General features: G+C 73.3%; 19 protein-coding genes and 3 tRNA genes. 9 read left to right on the forward strand and 13 right to left on the reverse strand.

Annotated elements, in window-relative coordinates; all coding sequences use genetic code 11:
- Positions 1-81: 81 nt before the first annotated feature.
- From AVL62_RS08665 to AVL62_RS08680, 4 genes are all read right to left on the reverse strand, one after another.
- Positions 82-156: transfer RNA gene (locus tag AVL62_RS08665), tRNA-Val, on the reverse strand.
- A gap of 24 nt (positions 157-180) precedes the next feature.
- A tRNA-Cys gene (locus AVL62_RS08670) sits at positions 181-251 on the reverse strand.
- A gap of 27 nt (positions 252-278) precedes the next feature.
- Positions 279-351 (reverse strand) — tRNA-Gly (locus tag AVL62_RS08675).
- Between the two features lie 91 nt (positions 352-442).
- Positions 443-1,504, reverse strand: a complete 1,062-nt coding sequence (locus tag AVL62_RS08680; protein ID WP_161937866.1) for a YihY/virulence factor BrkB family protein — start codon at positions 1,502-1,504, stop codon at positions 443-445.
- A gap of 155 nt (positions 1,505-1,659) precedes the next feature.
- On the opposite strand from AVL62_RS08680, the gene glgX reads away from it, so the two are divergent.
- Positions 1,660-3,789: a glycogen debranching protein GlgX gene (gene glgX / locus AVL62_RS08685; RefSeq protein WP_058891264.1), complete on the forward strand. Its 2,130-nt coding sequence runs from the start codon at positions 1,660-1,662 to the stop codon at positions 3,787-3,789.
- Positions 3,790-3,862: 73 nt separating this feature from the next.
- Here glgX and AVL62_RS08690 read toward each other — a convergent pair whose 3' ends face one another.
- The 4 genes from AVL62_RS08690 to AVL62_RS08705 are packed head-to-tail and all read right to left on the reverse strand — an operon-like array spanning position 3,863 to position 7,811.
- A complete protein-coding gene (locus AVL62_RS08690; RefSeq protein WP_058891265.1) occupies positions 3,863-4,825 on the reverse strand; it encodes a PPK2 family polyphosphate kinase in 963 nt (320 codons plus the stop codon).
- A gap of 31 nt (positions 4,826-4,856) precedes the next feature.
- Positions 4,857-5,492: a dihydrofolate reductase family protein gene (locus AVL62_RS08695; RefSeq protein WP_161937867.1), complete on the reverse strand. Its 636-nt coding sequence runs from the start codon at positions 5,490-5,492 to the stop codon at positions 4,857-4,859.
- A 16-nt stretch (positions 5,493-5,508) separates the two neighbouring features.
- Positions 5,509-6,717 (reverse strand): alpha/beta hydrolase, encoded by a 1,209-nt coding sequence (locus tag AVL62_RS08700; RefSeq protein WP_235585633.1) that lies wholly within the window; start codon positions 6,715-6,717, stop codon positions 5,509-5,511.
- Positions 6,714-7,811: an ATP-dependent DNA ligase gene (locus AVL62_RS08705; RefSeq protein ID WP_058891268.1), complete on the reverse strand. Its 1,098-nt coding sequence runs from the start codon at positions 7,809-7,811 to the stop codon at positions 6,714-6,716. Before AVL62_RS08705 ends, AVL62_RS08700 begins: the two co-directional genes overlap by 4 nt.
- A gap of 120 nt (positions 7,812-7,931) precedes the next feature.
- On the opposite strand from AVL62_RS08705, the gene manA reads away from it, so the two are divergent.
- Positions 7,932-9,128 (forward strand): mannose-6-phosphate isomerase, class I, encoded by a 1,197-nt coding sequence (gene manA / locus AVL62_RS08710; RefSeq protein WP_058891269.1) that lies wholly within the window; start codon positions 7,932-7,934, stop codon positions 9,126-9,128.
- A gap of 109 nt (positions 9,129-9,237) precedes the next feature.
- On the opposite strand, the gene ligD is transcribed toward manA, so the two are convergent.
- Positions 9,238-10,314: a non-homologous end-joining DNA ligase gene (gene ligD / locus AVL62_RS08715; protein ID WP_058891270.1), complete on the reverse strand. Its 1,077-nt coding sequence runs from the start codon at positions 10,312-10,314 to the stop codon at positions 9,238-9,240.
- A gap of 68 nt (positions 10,315-10,382) precedes the next feature.
- Here ligD and msrB point away from each other — a divergent pair, with 68 nt between their 5' ends.
- A complete protein-coding gene (gene msrB / locus AVL62_RS08720) occupies positions 10,383-10,835 on the forward strand; it encodes a peptide-methionine (R)-S-oxide reductase MsrB (protein ID WP_058891271.1) in 453 nt (150 codons plus the stop codon).
- Positions 10,836-10,905: 70 nt separating this feature from the next.
- Here msrB and hemQ read toward each other — a convergent pair whose 3' ends face one another.
- Both hemQ and hemG read right to left on the reverse strand, forming a co-directional pair.
- A complete protein-coding gene (hemQ, locus tag AVL62_RS08725) occupies positions 10,906-11,619 on the reverse strand; it encodes a hydrogen peroxide-dependent heme synthase (protein WP_058891272.1) in 714 nt (237 codons plus the stop codon).
- A 5-nt stretch (positions 11,620-11,624) separates the two neighbouring features.
- On the reverse strand, positions 11,625-13,055 hold the full coding sequence (gene hemG / locus AVL62_RS08730) for a protoporphyrinogen oxidase (protein WP_058891273.1): 1,431 nt from the start codon (positions 13,053-13,055) through the stop codon (positions 11,625-11,627).
- 154 nt (positions 13,056-13,209) lie between these two features.
- Between hemG and AVL62_RS08735 the strand changes: the two genes are divergently transcribed.
- Positions 13,210-14,139: a DUF4349 domain-containing protein gene (locus AVL62_RS08735; protein ID WP_058891274.1), complete on the forward strand. Its 930-nt coding sequence runs from the start codon at positions 13,210-13,212 to the stop codon at positions 14,137-14,139.
- Positions 14,136-15,203, forward strand: coding sequence for a uroporphyrinogen decarboxylase (gene hemE, locus AVL62_RS08740; RefSeq protein ID WP_058891765.1), 1,068 nt, complete (start codon positions 14,136-14,138; stop codon positions 15,201-15,203). Before AVL62_RS08735 ends, hemE begins: the two co-directional genes overlap by 4 nt.
- A gap of 126 nt (positions 15,204-15,329) precedes the next feature.
- Here the strand turns inward: hemE and AVL62_RS08745 are convergent, their stop codons facing one another.
- Both AVL62_RS08745 and AVL62_RS08750 read right to left on the reverse strand, forming a co-directional pair.
- Complete coding sequence (locus AVL62_RS08745) at positions 15,330-16,592, reverse strand: ribonuclease D (RefSeq protein ID WP_058891275.1); 1,263 nt, start codon at positions 16,590-16,592, stop codon at positions 15,330-15,332.
- 1 nt (position 16,593) lies between these two features.
- Positions 16,594-17,235 (reverse strand): DUF3000 domain-containing protein, encoded by a 642-nt coding sequence (locus tag AVL62_RS08750; protein ID WP_083518824.1) that lies wholly within the window; start codon positions 17,233-17,235, stop codon positions 16,594-16,596.
- 118 nt (positions 17,236-17,353) lie between these two features.
- Between AVL62_RS08750 and AVL62_RS08755 the strand changes: the two genes are divergently transcribed.
- The 4 genes from AVL62_RS08755 (at position 17,354) to AVL62_RS08770 (ending at position 21,397) form a co-directional block, all read left to right on the forward strand.
- Positions 17,354-18,883: a helix-turn-helix domain-containing protein gene (locus AVL62_RS08755; RefSeq protein WP_058891277.1), complete on the forward strand. Its 1,530-nt coding sequence runs from the start codon at positions 17,354-17,356 to the stop codon at positions 18,881-18,883.
- A gap of 1 nt (position 18,884) precedes the next feature.
- On the forward strand, positions 18,885-19,679 hold the full coding sequence (locus tag AVL62_RS08760; RefSeq protein ID WP_058891278.1) for a spermidine synthase: 795 nt from the start codon (positions 18,885-18,887) through the stop codon (positions 19,677-19,679).
- An 83-nt stretch (positions 19,680-19,762) separates the two neighbouring features.
- Positions 19,763-20,581, forward strand: a complete 819-nt coding sequence (locus AVL62_RS08765) for an HAD-IIA family hydrolase (protein ID WP_058891279.1) — start codon at positions 19,763-19,765, stop codon at positions 20,579-20,581.
- Positions 20,582-20,611: 30 nt separating this feature from the next.
- Positions 20,612-21,397: a glycerophosphodiester phosphodiesterase gene (locus tag AVL62_RS08770; protein ID WP_083518825.1), complete on the forward strand. Its 786-nt coding sequence runs from the start codon at positions 20,612-20,614 to the stop codon at positions 21,395-21,397.
- Positions 21,398-21,435: the final 38 nt, after the last annotated feature.

The raw sequence follows: 21,435 nt of genomic DNA on the forward strand, positions 1-21,435 counted from the left end.
CCAGTCCTGCACGTATCCTGCACGCTCTAAAAAGGAACGGGCCCCTGACTGGCGTTTTCGCTGGTCAGGGGCCTGCTGTGCTGGTGGACGATACTGGGATCGAACCAGTGACCTCTTCCGTGTCAAGGAAGCGCGCTACCGCTGCGCCAATCGTCCCTGCGCGGTGGACCCGCGAGTGCGAGGTGGAGACGGGATTCGAACCCGTGTATACGGCTTTGCAGGCCGCTGCCTCGCCTCTCGGCCACTCCACCGTGAGGCATCTGGTGGTGCTGCCTCAGAGCGGATGACCGGGCTCGAACCGGCGACCTCAACCTTGGCAAGGTTGCGCTCTACCAACTGAGCTACATCCGCCTGCTCCGCTGTCACCAGCGGCGCGAGAAGAAACACTATCCGACGGGCGCGGGCGATTCCAAATCACCTCTGCCGGCGCGCCGCCCGGCGCTCAGCGCGGCCCCGGTATGCCGTCCATGGCGGCGATCCGGCGACCCTCCTCGTCGTCGGTCGCGGCGTCGGCGGCGAGCTCCGCCCGACGGGCCAGCAGGCGCGCCTCGCGGGTGGCTCGCCGCTCCTCCCACCACTCGTTGACCCGTGCCCTCGGCCCGCGGTACTCCGGCGGGGGCCAGAGCCGGCGGATGGCGGCGTTGAGCGAGGCGCCCACGAGCACGGCGAAGGCGAGGAAGTAGAGGTAGACCATGAGGATGATCGGCGCGGTGAGCGGGCCGAAGACCGAGAAGCCGCCGGCGGCGAGCTCGGCCCAGCGCCGGATGAGGACCGAGCTCACCACCCAGAGGAGCACCGTCAGCAGCGCACCCGGCAGGTCCCGCCAGAAGGGCGACCGGGCCGGGGTCGCCACGTGGAAGAGACCGGTGAGGCTGACGATGCCCAGCAGACCGACCAGGGGCCAGTACAGCTCGACGAGCAGGTCGAGACGCTGCGGCAGCCAGCGCAGGAGATACCCCGGCCCGATCAGCAGCAGCGGGAGGGTGAGGCCCATGACGACCGTCGAGGCGAGGTATGCCGTGAGCGACAGCACCCGGGCGCCGACCGGTCCGCGGTGCCCGCCCTGCCCGTACATGATCGAGATGGCGTCGAGGAAGATGTGCAGCGCCCGCGACCCGGACCACAGCGCGACGAGGAACCCGATGGACAGGTAGTCGCCGCGGCGGGCCGTGAGGGTCTGCTGGAAGGTCGGCATGATGACCTGCTCCACGGCCTGCGGGGTGAGGAAGGTCAACGTCCACTGCTCGAGGGCGCTGCTCATCCGCTCCAGGGTCTGCGGCCCCAGCCACTCCGAGGCGAAGCCGGCACCCGCGACCAGGGCCACCAGCAGGGGCGGCAGGGACAGCAGGGTGAAGAACGCCGCCTCGGCCGCGAGCCCGGTGGCCCGGTAGCGGAAGGCCACGACGGCGGTCTCGGCGCTCAGACGCACCAGGGGGACCGCCCCCGGGACGGGTGCGATGACCCGACGCAGACGACGGCGGAACGTCACGTCCACCACAGTCACAGGCGTCACGCTAGCCCCATCTGGCACAGACGGGCCGGAGGCGTGCCGGTAGCCCGCCGTCGGGCCGGGGGCGTTCCGGCCCGTAGAGTGGTTTCTTGGTGACGACGCGGTCCTCCTACCGCGACTCCCACAACCAAGAAAGGCCCCACCACCCGATGGACCTCTGGCCCGGAACGGCATACCCCCTGGGCGCGACCTTCGACGGACGCGGCACCAACTTCGCCCTCTTCTCCGAGCACGCCACCGCGGTGGACCTGTGCCTGGTCAACGACCGCTCGATCGAGACCACGGTCCCGCTGACCGAGGTCGACGCGCACGTCTGGCACGGCTACGTGCCCAACTGCCAGCCGGGACAGCGCTACGGCTTCCGGGTCCACGGCCCGTACGAGCCCTCCGAGGGCCACCGCTTCAACCCGCACAAGCTGCTCCTGGACCCCTACGCCAAGGCGATCGCCGGCCAGATCCGCGGTCACCAGGGGCTGTTCGCCTACGACTTCGGCGACCCCTCGTCCTACAACACCGACGACTCGGCGCTGCACACCATGACCTCCGTCGTGGTCAACCCCTTCTTCGACTGGGGCCACGACCGGCCGCCGCAGCACGCCTACCACGACAGCGTCATCTACGAGGCCCATGTCAAGGGCCTGACGATGAACCACCCTGAGGTGCCGCCAGAGCTCCGCGGCACCTACGCCGGGGTGGCGCACCCGGCCGTCGTCGACCACCTCACCAGCCTGGGCGTGACGGCGCTCGAGCTGCTGCCCGTGCACCAGTTCGTCGACGACCCGCACCTGCAGGACCAGGGGCTGTCGAACTACTGGGGCTACAACACCATCGGCTTCCTCGCACCGCACAACGGCTACTCGGCCTACGGGCACCGTGGCCAGCAGGTGACCGAGTTCAAGTCGATGGTCAAGACCCTGCATGAGGCGGGCATCGAGGTCATCCTCGACGTCGTCTACAACCACACCGCCGAGGGCAACCACCTCGGGCCGACGCTTTCCTTCCGTGGCATCGACAACGCCAGCTACTACCGGCTCGTCGACTACGACAAGGCCCACTACTACGACACCACGGGCACCGGCAACAGCCTGCTCATGCGCTCCCCGCACGTCCTGCAGCTCATCATGGACAGCCTGCGCTACTGGGTCACCGAGATGCACGTCGACGGCTTCCGCTTCGACCTCGCGGCCACCCTCGCGCGGCAGTTCCACGAGGTCGACAAGCTGTCGGCCTTCTTCGACATCGTGCAGCAGGACCCGGTCATCTCCCAGGTCAAGCTCATCGCCGAGCCGTGGGACCTGGGGGACGGCGGCTACCAGGTCGGCAACTTCCCCCCGCTGTGGACCGAGTGGAACGGCAAGTACCGCGACACCGTCCGCGACTACTGGCGCGGGGCGCCGGCGACCATGGGCGAGTTCGCCTCCCGGATCACCGGCTCCAGCGACCTCTACGAGCACAGCGGCCGTCGCCCCTACGCCTCGATCAACTTCGTCGTCGCCCACGACGGCTTCACCCTGGCCGACCTCGTGTCCTACAACGAGAAGCACAACGAGGCCAACGGCGAGGGCGGGGCCGACGGCGAGGACCACAACCGGTCGTGGAACTGCGGCGTCGAGGGCCCGACCGACGACCCGCAGGTGCGCGCGCTCCGGCTGCGCCAGCAGAAGAACTTCCTGGCCACCCTCATGCTCAGCCAGGGGGTGCCCATGCTGGCCCACGGCGACGAGATGGGACGCACCCAGCACGGCAACAACAACGTCTACGCCCAGGACAACGAGCTGGCCTGGATGGACTGGGACCTCGACCCCGACCAGGCCGACCTGCTCGACTTCACCTCCCGGCTCATCGCGCTGCGCAAGGAGCACCCGGCGTTCCGCCGGCGTCGGTTCTACCTCGGCGACGCCGAGCACGGCGGCCAGAGCGACCTCGGCGACATCCACTGGTACTCCCCCGACGGCGAGGTGATGACCGACGAGCGCTGGCACAGCCGCGAGCAGGCGGTCATGGTCTTCCTCAACGGGGAGGCCATCAGCGAGCGGGACGAGCGGGGCCGCGAGGTGACCGACGACCACTTCCTGCTGCTCTTCAACGGCCACCACGAGGCCGTCGACTTCACCGTGCCGGACGGGATGAACACGCCCACCTGGCAGGTCGTCGTCGACACCAGCGGCGACGAGCTCGACGACGACGTGCCCTGGGAGACCGGCGGGACGCACGAGGTGCCGCCGCGCGCCGTCGTCGTGCTCCAGGCCACGCCGCAGCCCGAGCTCGCGCCCGAGTAGACGGCATACCTGCCGGTTCTGGACCTCCGGTTCTGGGGGACGGGCCCCAGAACCCGAGGTCCAGAACCGGGGGTCAGACCTCCGAGGCGGCCAGGCGCGCCTGCTGCTCCTCGACGTCGAAGTCGGCCACCGGCCAGGTCAGGTCCAGTCCGCGCAGGTGCTCCAGGAGCAGCTGCTGGACCGCGAGCCGGGCGTACCACTTGCGGTCCGCCGGCACGACGAACCACGGGGCCCGCTCGGTGCTGCACCGCTCGAGCAGGACCTGGTAGGCCTCCTGGTAGTCCGCCCAGTGCTCGCGCTCGTCGAGGTCGCGCGGGTTGAACTTCCAGTGCTTGTCCGGCCGCTCGAGGCGCTCGCCGAGCCGCGCCTTCTGCTCCTGCGGGCTGATGTGCAGCATGACCTTGATGATGGTGACGTCGTCGTCGACGAGCGACTCCTCGAAGCGGTTGATGGTGGCGTAACGACGCTTCCACTGGGCCGGGGGCACCAGGTCGTGGACGCGCACGACGAGCACGTCCTCGTAGTGCGACCGGTCGAAGACGCCGATCATGCCGGGCCCGGGCAGCGCGCGACGGATCCGCCACAGGAACGGGTGCTTCTTCTCCTCGGCGCTCGGCGCCTTGAACGCCGTGAGCTCGACGCCCTGGGGGTCGACCGACCCGACGACGTGGCGCATGATGCCGCCCTTGCCGGAGGTGTCCATGCCCTGCACGACGAGCAGGACCCGCCGGCGCCCACCCGCCCGGGACTCGGCGTAGAGCTGCTCCTGCAGGGTGTCGAGCTCGGCGTCGGCGGCGGCCAGGGCGTCCTTGCCGGCCTGCTTGTCGCCCGCGAAGGCGGGGGTGGAGCGCGGGTCGACGTCCGCGAGGGTGAAGCCCTCCCCCACCCGCAGGGCGTCGGCCCAGGTCGGCGCCGCGGCCTCGGGGGCCTTCGATGCCTTCGCGGCGTTCGCGGAGTCCTTCTTCCTCGCCGCCTTCGTGACCTTCGCGGAGTCCTTCTTCTTCTTCGCCGCCTTCGTGTCCTTCTTCTTCGCCATCGGGGCAGTCTGGCAGAACCGACCCCGCGCGTCAGCGCAGACGGGTGCGGAGCAGCAGATCACCCTCCCACTCCAGCAGGTGGGTCAGCCGCCCGGTCGGCCCGGACAGGGTCGCGCTGCCCGGCAGCAGAAGCTGGCCGTCGCCCCCCGCCAGCACCGGCCGCACGGTCACGCACAGCTCGTCGACCGCCCCGGCACGCACCCAGGCACCGAAGAGCGCCGGGCCGCCCTCCACGACGACCCGGTCCCAGCCGTGACCGGCGCAGACGTCCAGCACCTGCTCCGGAGTGACGTCCTCCCCGCCGCCGCTCACCACGTGCACCCCAGGATGGTCGGCGAGCTCGACCGGCACCTCGCCGCTGCGGGTGACGACGACCAGCGCCTTCCCCTCCAGGGGGCCGTAGCCCTCCTCCCGCGCGGTGCCGGCGCCCACGACCACGGCCTGGGCCCAGCGCCGCAGGGTGGCGAAGGCGGCCGCGTCGCCGTCCGAGCCCTCGTTGAGGCTGCCGCTGCGTCCGTCGGGTCCGGTGGCGCGCCCGTCGAGGGTGGTGATGAACCCGCCCCGCACCCACCGGCCGGCCGCGCGGTCGGACGGCACGGCATACCAGTCGTCGAGCTCGGCCTCGCCCAGCGGACCCTGACCGGTCGACACGTCTGCTCGGCTCACGATCCTCCTCGCCCCCTCACCGCAGGAAGGAGGCCACGAGGTCCTCCCACAGCGAGGGGTTGGTGTTCCACTCCTGGCAGTGGCGCGCCTGCGGCCACACGAAGGTCTGCACGAGACCGGGTCGCCGGCGCGCGAGGTCCTGGGACGGGCCGAAGGGCACCGTGTCGTCGGTCGCGGAGTGGATGATGAACATGCGGTGGGTGACCTCCTCGGCCCGGTCCACCCAGTTGGTGGCCGCCACGTCGACCGGCTCGGCCACCCGGAGCAGGTGCCGCGAGGCCTTGCTGCGCAGCAGGCTGCGGGCCAGCTGCTCCACCGGGCGGGGGATGAGGTGCAGGTCGGCCTGGTGGGCCAGCACCGACCCCCAGTCGATGACCGGCCCGTTGAGCAGCACCCGGTGCACCCGGTGGGCGACGTCGGAGCGGTTGAGCGCCTGCAGGACGAGCGCCCCGCCCATCGACCAGCCCACGAGCACGATCCGGCGGGCGCCGTGGGCCAGGGCGTAGCGCAGGGCGGCGTCGATGTCGCGCCACTCCGACAGCCCCAGGCTGTAGCGGCCGTCGGAGGAGGGCGGGGCGCCGACGTCGTTGCGGTACATCGGGATGAGGCAGGTGTAGCCCAGCCGGTGCAGGACCGGGACGGCGCGCAGCGTCTCCCCGCGCTGCGCGCTGCGGCCGTGCACCAGGACGGCCCAGTCGTCCTGGTGGGCCGTCGCGGCCGACGCACCGGGCACCCGCCAGGCCGGCAGGTCGCCGACGTCGGAGGTGACGAGCACGTCCTCGTGCTCCAGGCCCAGGGCGCTCCCGGGGTCGCCGCAGTAGAAGTACTTGTTCCAGCGGGCCGGCCCCGGCCCGAGGTCGCCGGCGTCCACGCCCAGCAGCTCCCGGGTCACCACCATCTGCCGGCGGGACCCCCTGGCCCCCTCCTCCTCGTGGGCCGGCTCCACCACCTCGCCCACGCGGGCGTGGCCGGCGCCGCCGTCCAGCCAGAGGCCGTAGCGGCCCGAGGAGGTGGTCTGCGGGTCCGCCCGCAGCGTGACTGTCCCGGCGTCCGGGTCCACCGCGACGACCGTGACGTCATCCTTCTTCTCGTGCTCCGGGGTGATGACGCGGTGCGCGAAGTAGGTCGCGGTGCCCATCGAGACGGCGCCGCCGAGCGCCGCTCCCCCGGCGACGGCGGTGCCTACGGCGGCGGCCCGGCCCGCCGCGGTCATCCGCCCGCTCACGACCTGCCCTGCCCACCGGGTGGGGTCACCGGGGCGCCGAGCACGTCGTCGAGGGGGAAGTCGACCGGCTGCTCCAGCTGGTCGAAGGTGCACGACCGGGGGTCGCGGTCCTCGCGCCAGCGCAGGAACTGCGCGGTGTGCCGGAAACGGCCCCCCTCGAGGTAGTCGTAGCGGACCTCGACCACCCGCTCGGGGCGCAGCGGGGTGAACGACAGGTCCTTGCCCGCGGCCCAGCGCGACCCCTCGCTCTTGCGCGGGGTGTCGGCCTGCAGCTGGCCCGCCCAGTCCCAGGGGTGACCCTCGAAGTCGGTCACCCACGGCTGCAGCTCGGCGAAGAGCTCGCGCCGCCGCGCCATGGGGAAGGAGGAGCTGACGCCGACGTGGGCCAGCCGGCCCTCGTCGGTGTAGATCCCCAGGAGCAGGGAGCCGATCGCCTCCTCGCTGCTCTTGTGGGTGCGGTAGCCGGCGACCACGCAGTCCGCGGTGCGGGTGTGCTTGAGCTTGGTGAGCACCCGCTTGTTCTGCTGGTAGGGCGCGTCCGGGTCCTTGCCGATGATCCCGTCCAGGCCGGCCCCCTCGAAGTCGACGAACCAGCGCATCGCGAGGTCGAGGTCGTCGGTGAGCGGCGACAGGTGGACCGAGCCGGCGCTGACGGCGGGGAGCACCGACTCGAGCCGGGCGCGGCGCTCGCGGAACGGCATACCGGTGAGGTCGTCGTCGCCCAGCGCGAGCAGGTCGAAGGCGACGAAGGCCGCGGGCGTGGACTCGCTGAGCATGCGCACCCGGGACTCGGCCGGGTGGATGCGCTGCCCGAGGGCATCGAAGTCGAGCCGCTGCCCGCTCGGCGAGGCGAGCACGATCTCGCCGTCCACGACGCAGCGCTCGGGCAGCTCGGCGCGCACGGCCTCGACGAGCTCGGGGAAGTAGCGGGTCATCGGCTTCTCGTTGCGCGACCCCAGCTCGACCTCGTCGCCGTCGCGGAAGACGACGGAGCGGAAGCCGTCCCACTTCGGGTCGTAGAGCCACCCGGGCGGCAGCGCCGCGGCTGGCTTGGCGAGCATCGGCGTGACCGGGGGCATGACGGGCAGGTCCACAAGCGCCAGTGTGCCCGATGGCACCGACAGAGGACGGGTATGCCCGTGCGCACCCGCCGGCGGGGGCGCGGCTCGGTGGCGGCCCGGCTCGGCGGCGGTGCGGCTCAGTAGGGTGGCCGGATGAGCGGCATCGTCAGGATCGACGGCGTGGTCCGGGACTACGCCTGGGGGCGGCCGGGGGGCATCTCGGCGGTCCGCGGCCAGGAGCCGACCGGGCGGCCCGAGGCCGAGCTGTGGCTGGGCGCCCACCCGGCCGCGCCCAGCCGGGTGCTGACCGGCCACCCCGGGGGCGCGCCCTGGCCCGACCTCGCGGCCTGGGAGCACGCCACCGGCGACACCCTGCCCTTCCTCATGAAGCTGCTCGCCGCCGGTGCGCCGCTGTCGCTGCAGGCCCACCCCGGCCCCGAGCAGGCCCGCGCCGGCTTCGCGCGGGAGGAGGCCGCCGGGATCCCCCGGGACGCACCCGCGCGCAGCTTCCGGGACCCGCACGCCAAGCCCGAGGTGCTGCTCGCCGTGGAGGACGGCTTCGACGCGCTGTGCGGCTTCCGGCCGGTGGCCGAGGTCGTCGATCTGCTCGACCGCCTGGCGGCCGGGGTCCCGACCGACGGCTGGTCGCGATGGCGCTCGCTGCTCGTCGCCGCCGGCAGCCCCGCGGCCGGGGCTGGTGCGGCGCTGCGGTGGCTGCTCTCCGGGGACGAGGCGGTGGACCGGATGGTCGATGCGCTGAGCGGGGCGGGTCCCACCGGCCTGCCGGAGGCCGAGGACGACCTCGTCCGGCTGCTGGCGCGCCACCACCCCGGCGACCCGGGGATCGCCGTCGCGCTCATGCTGAACCGGGTCACCCTGGCCGCCGGTGAGGCGCTGTGGCTGCCGGCGGGCAACATCCATGCCTACCTCTGCGGGCTGGGCGTCGAGGTGATGGGCCCCAGCGACAACGTCCTGCGCGGAGGCCTGACGGGCAAGCACGTGGACGTCCCCGAGCTGCTGGACGTGCTGGACGTCACCCCGGGGCCGCCCCCGCTGCTGGCGCCCGTCGACCTCGGCCCGGGGGTGCGGGCCTACCGTCCGAGCACGCAGGAGACCGGCGCGACCGTGCCCTGGCAGCTGGTGGAGGTGACCGGCCCGGCCGAGGTGGCTGCCGGCAGCGCCGCGGTCGCGCTCGTGCTGGAGGGGGAGTTCACGCTGCGCAGCGGGCGCCACGGCGACCCGGGCGGCGGGCTGACCCTGGCCCGCGGCGAGGCGGGTTTCGTCGACCGCCCCGGCCGCATCACGCTCGAGGGCTCGGGCGCCCTCTACCTCGCGACGACCGTGGTCTGACCGACCCTGGGCTGACCGACCCCTACGCAGACGGTCCCGGGGGACTCGTACACGGGCCCGACGCCGTCCACAGGACCCTCTCGACCAGGGCGCGGTGGGCGCGGCGCGCTCAGGCCTTCTCGACCCGGTTACCGTGCTCGTCCCAGTGCTCGGCGACCTTCTTGGAGGGCTGGACCCGCGGCGGCTCCCCCGGCATCTTGGGGTGGTCCGGCGGGAAGTTCAGCTCCCCCAGCCCGCGCTCGAGGTCGGCCTCCCACAGCGCGTAGGCTCCGTCGACCACCCCCGGGGACGCGTGCAGGTCCGCCCAGGCGTCCCCGTGCTCGGCGAGGAAGTCGGGGACGGTGTGCAGGGTGAGGGCCGTGGGGTCGACCTCGGCGAGCTGGTCCCAGGTCACCGGGACCGAGACGGGGGCACCGGGCAGGATGCGGGTGCTCCACGCGGCGGCCAGGGTGCGGTCGCGCGTGGCCTGGTTGAAGTCGACGAAGATCCGCTCCCCCCGCTCCTCCTTCCACCACGCCGTGGTCACCAGGTCGGGCCGGCGCCGTTCGAGCTCGCGGGCGAGACCGATGACGGCGTGCCGGACCTCGAGGAACTCCAGCCGCGGCTCGATCGCGGCGAAGACGTGCACCCCGCGGTTGCCGGTCGTCTTGACGAAGGGCGTGAGCCCCGCCTCCGTCATGACCTCCCGCAGCGCGGTGGCGGCCTCGACGACGTCGGCGAAGGCGCGCCCGGGCTGGGGGTCCAGGTCGATCCGCAGCTCGTCCGGGTGGTCGTTGTCGCCGGAGCGCACCGGCCACGGGTGCCAGGTGACGGTGCCCATCTGCGCGGTCCACAGCAGCGTCGCGAGGTCGCCCCCGTCGATGACGAGCTGGGGGTGGCTGCGCCCCGAGGGATAGGTGCAGACCGTGGTCCGCGACCAGTCGGGCACCCCCTTCGGCGGGTTCTTGGAGTAGAACTCCTCCCCCTCGATGCCCCCGCGCACCCGTTGCAGGGTGACCGGCCGGTCGCCCAGCGCGCGGAGCATCGGCTCGGCGACGGCCTCCAGGTATGCCGCGAGGCCGGCCTTGGTGACGGTCGCGCCGTGCGCGGTGGCCGGCCAGACGACCTTGTCCGGGCTGGACAGCCGGACGTCACGGACCCGGCCGTCGGGCCCCGGGGCGGTGAGGGTCTGCGCGTCGGCGGGCATGATGACAACCTAGCGGCACCCACCGACCTGCCCGGAAGCAATCGACCCCTCACGTCGTTGTCACCGGCATGAACCACCACAGCACGCCCGCCACCGACGCCAGCAAGCCCGACGCGAAGGGCTACCGCACCACCCGCTCGGAGCAGGAGTGGCGCGAGCAGCTCTCGCCGGAGGAGTACGCCGTGCTCCGCGAGGCCGGCACCGAGCGCCCGTTCGTCGGTGAGTACACCAACACCACCACCGAGGGGGTCTACGCCTGCCGTGCCTGCGGCGCCGAGCTGTTCCGCAGCGAGACCAAGTTCGAGAGCCACTGCGGCTGGCCGAGCTTCTACTCCCCGCTCGCCGAGGACCGGGTGGAGTACCTGCAGGACGACTCCTTAGGCCGCACCCGCACCGAGGTGCGGTGCGCCTCCTGCGGCTCCCACCTGGGTCACGTCTTCGAGGGCGAGGGCTACGACACCCCCACCGACCAGCGCTTCTGCATGAACAGCATCGCGATGACGCTGCAGCCCAAGGCCTGAGCAGCCCCACGTCGGACCGCCCGCGGCGCACCCGCCGCGGGCGGCGGCATACCTGCTCCCGGTCGTCGGCTCAGGGCAGGCCGGCGACGAGCGCCGGCAGCTCCACCCGCGGCCCGGTGAAGAACGGGACCTCCTCGCGCACGTGCAGGCGCGCCTCGGTGTTGCGCAGCTCGCGCATGAGGTCGACGATGCGGTGCAGCTCGTCGGCCTCGAACGCCAGCAGGAACTCGTAGTCCCCCAGCGCGAAGCTCGCGAGGGTGTTGGCCAGCACGTCCTTGTAGTCGCGCGCCGCCTCCCCGTGCTCGCGCAGCATCCGCGACCGGTCCCCCGCGTCCATCACGTACCAGTCGTAGGACCGGACGAAGGGGTAGACGCACAGGTAGTCCTTGGCGTCCTGACCGGAGAGGAAGGCCGGCACGTGGCCGCGGTTGAACTCCGCCGGCCGGTGGATCGCGACGTTGCTCCAGACCGGCTCCAGGTGCTGACCCAGGGCGCTCTGCCGGAACTGCTGGTAGGCCCGCTGCACGGTCTCGACCCGCTCGGCGTGCCACCAGATCATGAGGTCGGCGTCGGCGCGCAGGGCCGAGACGTCGTAGACGCCGCGCACGACCAGACCCTCGGCCTCCAGCGTGGCGAACAGCTCGGCGACCTCGGTGGCCAGGGCGGCGCGGGCCTTGCCCTGGGGCAGCGGGGTGACGGCCCGGAAGACGGAGTAGGCGGCGTAGCGGATCGAGGCGTTGATCTCCTCGGCCTGCTCGGCGGTGGGGTGGGAGTAGTCGGCCATATCTCTCATTGTCCCTGGCGCAGGTCGGCCACGGCACGGCGGGCCGAGGCGATGCAGGCCGGGATGCCGACCCCGTCGTAGGTCGCCCCGCAGACCGCCAGGCCGGGGACGCGGGCCACGTCCGCGCGCACCCGCTCGACGAGGTCGAGGTGACCGACGGCGTACTGCGGCAGCGCGCCGCCCCAGCGCTGCACGTGCGCGTCGACCGGCGCCGGCAGCGCGCGGCCCAGGGCGTCACCCAGGTCGGTGAGCGCCGCGTCGAGCAGCTCACCGTCGGGGCGCTGCAGCGTGACCTCCTCCCGGTGCCGGCCGATCGAGGCCCGCAGGAAGGTGAGGTGGCGGCCCGGCCCGCCGGCGTCCCGGCCGAGCTCGTGCACCCAGGCCCACTTGGTGGCGCTGAACGTCGCCGCCTTGATCGTGCGCCCGTCCACGGGCGGCACGAGGATGCCGGAGCCGTCGAGCCCGCCCAGCTCCGCGGTGTCCAGGGCGAAGGTCAGCACGGCCATGGAGGCCGTCTCGACCGTGCCCAGCGCGCGGGCGGCGCCGGGCGCCACCGGGTCGAGCAACCGGGCCGCGGGGGCGGGGGGCAGGGCGAGCACCACCCGGTCGGCCCGGTATGCCGTGGGGCTCGGCCGCGGCCCCGTCACCACCTCGAAGCCCCCCTCGGGCTTTCGTCGGAGCTCGCGCGCGACCACCCCGGTCTCGAGCCGGACGCCGGCGTCGGACAGCAGGCCGGCCAGGGCCTGCGGCCAGCGGTGCAGCCCACCACGGACCCCGGCGAAGACGGGGGCGGCGGCGGCCGACTGGGTGCCGTCGGTCGGGGTGGGCAGCAGCCGGCCGGCGGCGTCCTGCAGCCGCTGCCCGTCCTGGGCCGCGCGCAGCAGGGCCGGCAGCGCGGCCCGGGCCGAGAGCAGCCGGGCGTGCCCGGCGTAGACCCCGCCCAGCAACGGCTCGACCAGCCGCTCGGCGACGGCCGGGCCGAGGCGAGAGCCCACCAGGTCCCCCACGGAGACGTCGTCCTCCTCCAGCGGCCTGACCTCCTCCGCGAGGGCGCGGTCCACTTCCTGGTCGGTCAGCACCCCGTCCAGCAGGGTGGGGTCCGCCGGCACCCCCATGAGGGTGCGGGGCGGGAGCAGGTGGATCCGTCCGCGGCTCCACACCTGCGCGCGGGCCCCGGTGGGGTGGACCAGGTCGTCGGCGAGGCCGGCGCGGGCCACCAGGTCGGTCCCCTCCGGCCGCCGCGCGAGCATGGCCTCGGCCCCGGTGTCGACCAGCTGCCCCGCGACCTGCTCGCCGCGCAGCTTGCCGCCCACCCGGTCGGCCCCCTCGAGCAGGGTGACCTCGTCCCCGGCCGCCAGGCGCCCGTCCTCGGTGAGCAGCGCCAGCGCCGCCGCGAGACCGCTGATGCCGCCGCCGATGACCAGGGTGGACGTCATACCTCCAGCGTCTCACCCGGGGCACCGGCCCCGGGTGCGGGGCCGTGACCGCACCGTGACCGGATCGTGACGCCGCGCCCGGAACGGCCCCCACGGCTGCCCCGTCGCAGGTCACGACCGCAGGACACGATGCGCCCGACCCCAGGAGGACCCCATGACCGCACGACTGACGGCGGGGTTGCTCGCCCTCCTGCTCCTGCTGACCGGGTGCACCGGCTCGGGAGGCACCAGCACCTCCGATCAGGCGGTGGACGTCTCCGACGCCGGGGCGGAGGCCGGCGACGCGGCCGGTGCGGACGACGGGTCGGTGGATGACGTGTCGGTGGACGACGAGGCCGAGCTCGGCACCGCCGCCGAGCTCGGCACGTCCGCCGCGGACGCGCAGGCCCCCCTCATGGTGCGCAGCGTCGAGCTCGAGCTGGTCGTCGACGACGTGGGCGCGGCGGTGACCCGGGCGCGCGCGACCACGACCGCCGCGAGCGGCTACGTCTCCTCCGAGGACGTCGTCCCGGCCCGGGAGTCCGGGGACGGCTACGGCTCGCTCGTCCTGCGGGTCCCCTCCGCCGACCTCGACACGGTCGTCACCAGCCTGGGCGAGCTCGGCGAGGTCCGGGCCAGCCGCAGCAACGCCGAGGACGTCACGACCGAGTACCGCGACGTGGAGGCCAGGATCGCCACCATGGAGGCAGGGGCGGAGCGGCTGCGCGAGCTCGTGGCGGAAGCCTCCTCGCTCCAGGACATCGCCGACCTGGAGAGTGAGCTGACCACCCGGGAGGCCGAGCTCGACGCGCTCAAGGCCCGGATGCAGGTGCTCGAGGACGACGTGGCGCTCTCGACCATCACCCTGCACCTGGCAGAGAGGACCGAGGACCTCGAGGAGGTGGCACCCCGCACGGGCTTCGTCGGCGGGCTGGGCCAGGGGTGGCAGGCCTTCACCACGTCGGTGACGATGGTCCTCACCCTGGTCGGCGCACTGCTGCCGTTCGCCCTCGTCGCCTCCCTGGTGGCCGTGCCGGCCCTGTGGTGGCTGCGGCGCCGGCGCACCCCGGCGGGCCCGGCCGGGCGTGGGACACTGCAGGGGTGACCTCCGCCGCCTCGCCGACGCTCGACCCCACCCCCGACCTGGCCGACAGCACCCTGGTGCGCGCGGCCCGACGCCAGCCCGTGCCGCATACCCCGGTGTGGTTCATGCGGCAGGCCGGACGCTCGCTGCCGGAGTACCGCGAGGTCCGCAAGGACGTCGCCATGCTGACCTCCTGCCGCACCCCCGAGCTGGTCACCGAGATCACCCTGCAGCCGGTGCGCCGGCACGGGGTCGACGCCGCGATCTTCTTCAGCGACATCGTCGTCCCGCTGCAGGCCGTGGGGGTGGACGTCGACATCGTCGCGGGCACCGGCCCGGTCATCGCCGAGCCGATCCGCACCCGCGCCGACCTCGACCGGCTGCCCGAGCTGACCCCCGAGCACGTGCCCGACATCACCGAGTCGGTCCGGCTGCTGACCGCCGAGCTGGGCGGCACCCCCCTCATCGGCTTCGCGGGTGCGCCCTTCACGCTGGCGTCCTACCTCGTCGAGGGCGGTCCCTCCAAGAACCACGAGCGCACCAAGGCGCTCATGCACGGCGACCCGCAGCTGTGGAGCGACCTGTGCGCCCGGCTGGCGCAGATCTCCGGGGCCTTCCTCCGGGTGCAGGCGCAGGCGGGCGCGAGCGCCGTGCAGCTCTTCGACTCCTGGGCCGGGCACCTCTCGCGGGCCGACTACCTGCGCCACGTCGAGCCGCACAGCCGCTCCGTGCTCGAGGGGGTCGCGGACCTCGGCATCCCGCGCATCCACTTCGGCGTCGGCACCGGGGAGCTGCTGCCGGCCATGGCGGACGCCGGCGCCGACGTCATCGGGGTCGACTACCGCGTCAGCCTCACCGACGCGGTGGAGCGGACCGGCGGCCGGTACGCCGTCCAGGGCAACCTCGACCCCGCGCTGCTCTTCGCCCCCTGGTCGGCGCTGGAGGCGCGGGTCCGGGAGATCGTCGAGGAGGGCCGGAACGCCCCCGGGCACATCTTCAACCTCGGGCACGGGGTGCTGCCCGACACCGACCCCACCGTGCTGACCCGGGTCGTGGAGCTCGTGCACGAGATCTCCGCCCGCTGAGGCAACCATTCGCGGCGCTCGGTGGGGACTGAGGCAACCATCCGCGGCGCTCGGTGGGGGCTGGGGCAACCATCCGCGACGCTCGGTGGGGATCCCCGCGCAGCGAAGTCTGCGGTGCGCGTCCCGTCAGCGGTGCGCCTGGAGCGCCTGCACAAGCACCGGTACCACCAGCTCGCGCTGCCACGGGCGCGCACCGAGCTCGGCGAGGCGCTGCTCCACCACCTCGGTCGTCGGGTCCTCGGGCGGCGTCCAGAGCACCCTCCGGACGACGTCGGGGGTCATGAGGTTCTCGACCGGGATCTCCAGCCGCTCGGACAGCTCGGCCAGCGCGGCGCGCACCTCGGTGAGGCGGTCCGCCGCGGCCGGGTCGCGGTCCGCCCAGGCGCGGGGCGGCGGCGGGGCGTCGCTGCGGCGGGCGGGCTCGGGCAGGTCCTCGTCGGCGAGCTCTGCGGCCGTGCGGATGGCCGACAGCCACGCCCGCTGGTGGCGCAGCAGGCCCTGCTCGGCCCGCCGCTGCCGGGTCCGTGAGCTCTCCTTGCGCTCCGAGGCCAGCGCCGAGGCCTGGCCGGGCATGCGCTGGGCGAGGTCGAGGAGGGTGCCGTCGGGCAGGACGCGGCCCGGGGGCACGTCGCGCTCCCGGGCGATGGCGTCGCGGGTCAGCCACAGCTCGCGCAGCGCGGCCAGGGAGCGTCGCTTCCGCAACCGGTGGATCCCGGTGGTCCGCCGCCACGCGTCCGGCTCGTCGGCCCCGGGCGGACCGGTGAAGTCGCAGAGCGCGGCGAACTCCTGCTCGGCCCACTCCAGCTTGCCCTGCTCGCGCAGGTCGCGCTCCATCCGGGCGCGCAGCGTGACGAGCAGCTCGACGTCCAGGGCGGCGTAGCGCAGCCACGGCTCGGGCAGCGGCCGGGTGGACCAGTCGACGGCCGAGTGCTCCTTGGCCAGGGTGTAGCCGAGGTAGTACTCGAGGACCGCGGACAGCCCCACCCGCGGCAGGCCGGCCAGCCGGGCCCCCAGCTCGGTGTCGAAGAGCGAGCGCGGGCGCAGGCCCAGCTCGGCCAGGCACGGGATGTCCTGGGTGGCGGCGTGCAGCACCCACTGGGCCGGGGCCAGGGCCTCGTCCAACCCCCGCAGGTCCGGGAAGGGGACCGGGTCGATGAGCCAGGTGCCCGCGCCCTCGCGCCGCAGCTGGACGAGGTAGGCCTTCTGGCCGTAGCGGTAGCCGGAGGCACGCTCGGCGTCGACGGCGACCGGTCCCTCGCCGGCGGCCAGGGCGGCGAGCGCGTCGTCCATGCCCTCGGGGGTGTCCACGACCGTCGGCACCCCCTCGGGCGGTGCCTCCAGCCGATGGAAGTCCGAGCCGGGGTCGTCGTCGGGGAGGTCGGAGCTCATCTCAGCGGCGGACCCCGGACAGCGCGACCACGCCCTCGGGCAGCGGCGGGAGCCCCGCCAGCGTGCAGAGCAGGTCTCCCCACGCGCCGAGGTGGGCGGCCATCTCACGGGCCTCGTCGCCGTCGGTGAGGACCGGGGTCCACGAGGCGCGGATCTCCAGCTCGACCGAGGGCTCACGGTCCGCGAGCGCCCCGAAGCTCTCGGAGGTCACGCAGGTCACGGTCCCGGCAGCGGCCGTCCAGCCGAGCCCGGCCTGCTCCAGGGCGTCGGTGAGCCAGGACCAGCCGGCCTGCCCGGCGAGCGGGTCGTGCCCGACCTCCGGCTCCATCTGCGCCTTGGCGTAGGTGACGGCCCGCCACGTCCCCTCCCACGGCTCGGGGCCCTCCGGGTCGTGCAGCACCACGAAACGGCCGGTGGCGATGGGGTCCTCGTCCTCCAGCCGGGAGGGGACGACCTCCCCGGAGAGCGCGACGGCGTGCGGGGCCAGCCGGCTGGGGGCGGGCACCTCCTCGATGACCATCTCCGGTCGCAGGGCGACGCTCCTGATACCGTCGAGAGCGCGTTGGAAGACGCCGGCGTCGGGCGTCACAGGGTCCGCCGCGGCTCGGCGCCGCGGCCGCTGGTCGGAGATCCGGCTCACCACGTCCCCAGCGTAGGCCTCGGGTGCCGCCGCTGCCCGGAGCGCAACGCCGAACGATCCCGGCGCACCACCACCGCATCCACCCAGCCATATCTCATATATGTGATCTAAGGTTGATTCCATGACCGAGAGCTACCTCTCCCGCATCGGCGGGCTCATCCGCGACGCCCGTCGGCACAAGGACCTCACCCAGGCCGAGCTGGCCGAGCTGCTGAGCACCAGCCAGAGCGCCGTCGCCCGCATCGAGCAGGGCAAGCAGAACCTCTCCCTGGAGATGATCGCCCGGATCGGCGAGAAGCTGGACTCCGAGATCGTCCAGGTCTCCTCGGGCATCCCGCAGAACCTGCGCATCGAGGGGGGCGTCAAGCTGTCCGGGGACATCGACGTCCGCACCTCCAAGAACGCCGCCGTCGCGCTGCTGTGCGCCTCGCTGCTCAACAAGGGGCGCACCACGCTGCGCAACCTCGCCCGGATCGAGGAGGTCAACCGCATCACCGAGGTGCTGAGCAGCATCGGCTTTAAGATCCGCTGGCTCCCGGACTCCTCCGACCTCGAGATCGTCCCGCCGGAGCGCATCGACCTCGACGCGATGGACGAGGCCGCGGCGCGCCGCACCCGCACCATCATCATGTTCCTCGGGCCGCTCATGCACGAGTTCGACACCTTCGAGCTGCCGTATGCCGGGGGCTGCGACCTCGGCACCCGCACCGTCGAGCCGCACATGATCGCGCTGCGTCACTTCGGTCTCGACGTCACCGCCACCACCGGCAGCTACCACGCCACCGTCGACCGGGCGGCCTCCCCGGGGCGACCGATCGTGCTCACCGAGCGCGGCGACACGGTCACCGAGAACGTCCTCCTGGCCGCCGCCCGGCACACCGGCACGACGGTCATCCGCAACGCCAGCTCCAACTACATGGTCCAGGACCTCTGCGTCTTCCTGCAGCAGCTCGGGGTGCAGATCGAGGGGCTGGGCACGACCACCCTCACCGTGACAGGCGTCGGCGAGATCGACACCGACATCGAGTACGCCCCCTCCGAGGACCCGATCGAGGCCATGAGCCTGCTGGCGGCGGCGGTCGTCACCGGCAGCGCCATCACCATCCGACGGGTGCCGATCGAGTTCATGGAGATCGAGCTGGCCGTCCTGGGCACGATGGGCTTCGAGTGCGACCTGTCGGAGGAGTACGCCAGCGCGAACGGGCATACCCGGCTGGTCGACCTCACCACCGTGCCGGGTCCGCTGCGGGCGCCGCTGGACAAGATCCACCCGCTGCCCTTCCCGGGCCTGAACATCGACAACCTGCCGTTCTTCGCGATCATCGCGGCCTGCGCGCAGGGTTCGACCCTCATCCACGACTGGGTCTACGAGAACCGCGCCATCTATCTCACCGAGCTCACCACGCTGGGGGCCAAGGTCCACCTCATGGACCCGCACCGGGTGATGATCGAGGGTCCGACCCGGTGGCGCGCCGGCGAGATCATGTGCCCGCCGGCCCTGCGCCCGGGCGTGGTGATCCTGCTGGCCATGCTGGCCGCTCCCGGCACCTCGGTGCTGCGCAACGTCTACGTCATCAACCGCGGCTACGAGGACCTGGCCACCCGCCTCAACGCGCTCGGCGCGCGGATCCAGACCTTCCGCGACATCTGAGGTGGAGCTCGTCCGGGACGAGCGCGGCGGGGTGACCGTCCTGCGGGACGGCCACCCGCAGTCCTACGTCGACACCGACGACCCGCTGCTGCTCGTCTTCGAGTACGTCCAGCACCTCGCCCTGGTGCTCGAGTCGCTGCGGCCGGACCCCGCTCCCCTGGCGGTGACGCACGTCGGCGGGGCCGGGATGACGCTGGCCCGCTGGGTGCACCGCACCCACCCGGGGTCGCCGCAGATCGTCCTGGAGCCGGACACCGCGCTCACCGAGCTGGTGCGCCGCGAGCTGCCGCTGCCCCGGGGCCACCGGATCCGGGTGCGTCCGCAGACCGGCCAGGAGGGCCTCCCGGGCCTGCGCGACGGCTCGGCCGACGTCGTCGTGGTCGACGCCTACGACGAGGGCCGGGTCCCTGGTGCGCTGGCCGGGCAGGCCTTCGCCCGGGAGCTGGCCCGGGTGCTCGCCCCTGACGGCCTGCTGCTCGTCAACGCCGCCGACCTGCCGGGCCTGCGCTGGGTGGCCCGGCTCGGAGCCACCCTGCGCACCGCGCTCCCGCACGTCGGCCAGCTCGTGCTGCGCGAGGTGGCCTCCGGCAAGCGCTACGGCAACGTCGTGCTGGTGGCCTCCCGTCGGCCCGTGGACGACGTGACCCTCACGCGCGCCGCCGCGCGGGCGCCCTTTCCCACCCGCTGGCGGCCCAGCACCGAGGTCGCGGCGGCCGAGCGCGGGGTCCGCCCCTTCGACGAGGTGGGTGAGCCCTCTCCCCCGCCGCCGGACTCCGGCCCGCTGCGGCTGCGCTGAGCCGGCCCTCACGGGCAGCCCGGAGCGCGGTCCCTACCGGTCGGGGAAACCTCGCCGTCATCTGGCGGCCCTACGCTGGGACCATGCGGACCCGTGAGGACATCGACGCCTGGCTGACCGACATGGACGGCGTCCTGGTGCACGAGAACCACGCGCTGCCGGGCGCCCGGGCGCTCATCGACCACTGGGAGGTGACCCACACCCCCTATCTCGTGCTCACCAACAACTCGATCTACACCGCGCGCGACCTCTCGGCCCGCCTGCGCCACGCCGGGCTGCCGGTGCCGGAGGAGCGCATCTGGACCAGCGCCCTGGCGACCGCCGACTTCGTCGCCACGCAGAAGCCCGGGGGGTCGGCCTACGTCGTGGGCCAGGCCGGCATCATCACCGCCCTGCACGAGGTCGGCTTCACCATGACCGAGAAGGACCCCGACTTCGTCGTCATCGGCGAGACCCGGCAGTACTCCTTCGAGGCCATCACGACGGCGGTGCGGCTCGTCGCCGACGGCGCCCGCTTCATCGTCACCAACCCGGACGCGACCGGGCCCAGCGCCGACGGCATCCTGCCGGCGACCGGGGCGATCAGCGCCCTGGTGACCAAGGCGACGGGACGGGAGCCGTATGTCGTGGGCAAGCCCAACCCGATGATGTTCCGGTCCGCGCTGCGCACCATCGGCGCGCACAGCGAGAGCACCGGCATGATCGGCGACCGCATGGACACCGACATCATCGCCGGCATGGAGGCGGGCCTGCACACCGTGCTCGTCATGACCGGGATCAGCACCGCGGACACCCTCTCGTCCTACCCGTTCCGGCCGGACGAGGTCCTCGACGGGGTCGGCGAGCTGGTGCCGGACGAGCCGGTGACCTCCGAGATCGAGGCACCGCGCAGCGACGTGTGACCGGCGCCGCCCAGCCGATACCCTTCGAGGGTGCGCACGGCATACCTGGACCACCCCGGCCCCATCGCGATGGCCCACCGCGGGTTCGACGCCGGTGACACCGGGCTGGAGAACTCCATGCCGGCCTTCCAGGCGGCCGTGGACCTGGGCTACCGCTACGTCGAGACCGACGTGCACGCCACCCGGGACGGGGTCGTCGTGGCCTTCCACGACGAGACGCTCGACCGCGTCACCGACCGGCGCGGTGCCATCCCCGAGCTGTCCTGGCGGGAGGTCTCCCGCGCGCGCATCGCCGGCAGCGAGCCGGTCCCCCGGCTCGAGGACCTGCTCGGGTCCTTCCCCGAGGTGCGGGTCAACATCGACATCAAGACCCCGGGCGCGATCGTGCCGCTCGTGCAGGTCATCGAGCGCACGCAGGCGCACAGTCGGGTCTGCGTGACCAGCTTCTCCGACCAGCGGCGCGACGCCGCCGTCATGCGTCTGACCCGACCGGTCGCGACCTCGGCCGGGCAGCGCAGCACGGCGTCGTTCCGGGCGGCGGCGACGCTGCCACCGCTCATCCGGGCCACCGTCGCGGCCCGGGCCCTGCGCGCCGTGGACGCCCTGCAGGTGCCGCCGCACCACCACGGCCTCGAGGTCGTCACCCCGACGACGCTGGACGCGGCCCACGAGATCGGCAAGCTCGTGCACGTGTGGACCATCAACGAGGCGGCCGAGATGGAGCGTCTGCTGGACCTCGGGGTCGACGGCATCATGACCGACCGCGCCGACGTGCTCAAGGACGTGCTGACCCGTCGCGGCCAGTGGGTCGCCTGACCCGGCCGCCCCACCCGAGCCGCGCAGACCGTGGGGTC

It is taken from the genome of Serinicoccus chungangensis, from assembly GCF_001483745.1.
GTDB lineage: Bacteria > Actinomycetota > Actinomycetes > Actinomycetales > Dermatophilaceae > Ornithinicoccus > Ornithinicoccus chungangensis_A.

Excerpts from the sequence above, each read along its gene's own strand:
- msrB (WP_058891271.1), top strand. The coding sequence starts at position 10,383 with ATGAACCACCACAGCACGCCCGCCACCGACGCCAGCAAGCCCGACGCG.
- manA (WP_058891269.1), top strand. The coding sequence starts at position 7,932 with ATGAGCGGCATCGTCAGGATCGACGGCGTGGTCCGGGACTACGCCTGG.
- AVL62_RS08735 (WP_058891274.1), top strand. The coding sequence starts at position 13,210 with ATGACCGCACGACTGACGGCGGGGTTGCTCGCCCTCCTGCTCCTGCTG.
- AVL62_RS08745 (WP_058891275.1), bottom strand. The coding sequence starts at position 16,592 with ATGAGCTCCGACCTCCCCGACGACGACCCCGGCTCGGACTTCCATCGG.
- ligD (WP_058891270.1), bottom strand. The coding sequence starts at position 10,314 with ATGCCCGCCGACGCGCAGACCCTCACCGCCCCGGGGCCCGACGGCCGG.
- AVL62_RS08765 (WP_058891279.1), top strand. The coding sequence starts at position 19,763 with ATGCGGACCCGTGAGGACATCGACGCCTGGCTGACCGACATGGACGGC.
- AVL62_RS08690 (WP_058891265.1), bottom strand. The coding sequence starts at position 4,825 with ATGGCGAAGAAGAAGGACACGAAGGCGGCGAAGAAGAAGAAGGACTCC.
- hemQ (WP_058891272.1), bottom strand. The coding sequence starts at position 11,619 with ATGGCCGACTACTCCCACCCCACCGCCGAGCAGGCCGAGGAGATCAAC.
- glgX (WP_058891264.1), top strand. The coding sequence starts at position 1,660 with ATGGACCTCTGGCCCGGAACGGCATACCCCCTGGGCGCGACCTTCGAC.
- AVL62_RS08755 (WP_058891277.1), top strand. The coding sequence starts at position 17,354 with ATGACCGAGAGCTACCTCTCCCGCATCGGCGGGCTCATCCGCGACGCC.
- hemG (WP_058891273.1), bottom strand. The coding sequence starts at position 13,055 with ATGACGTCCACCCTGGTCATCGGCGGCGGCATCAGCGGTCTCGCGGCG.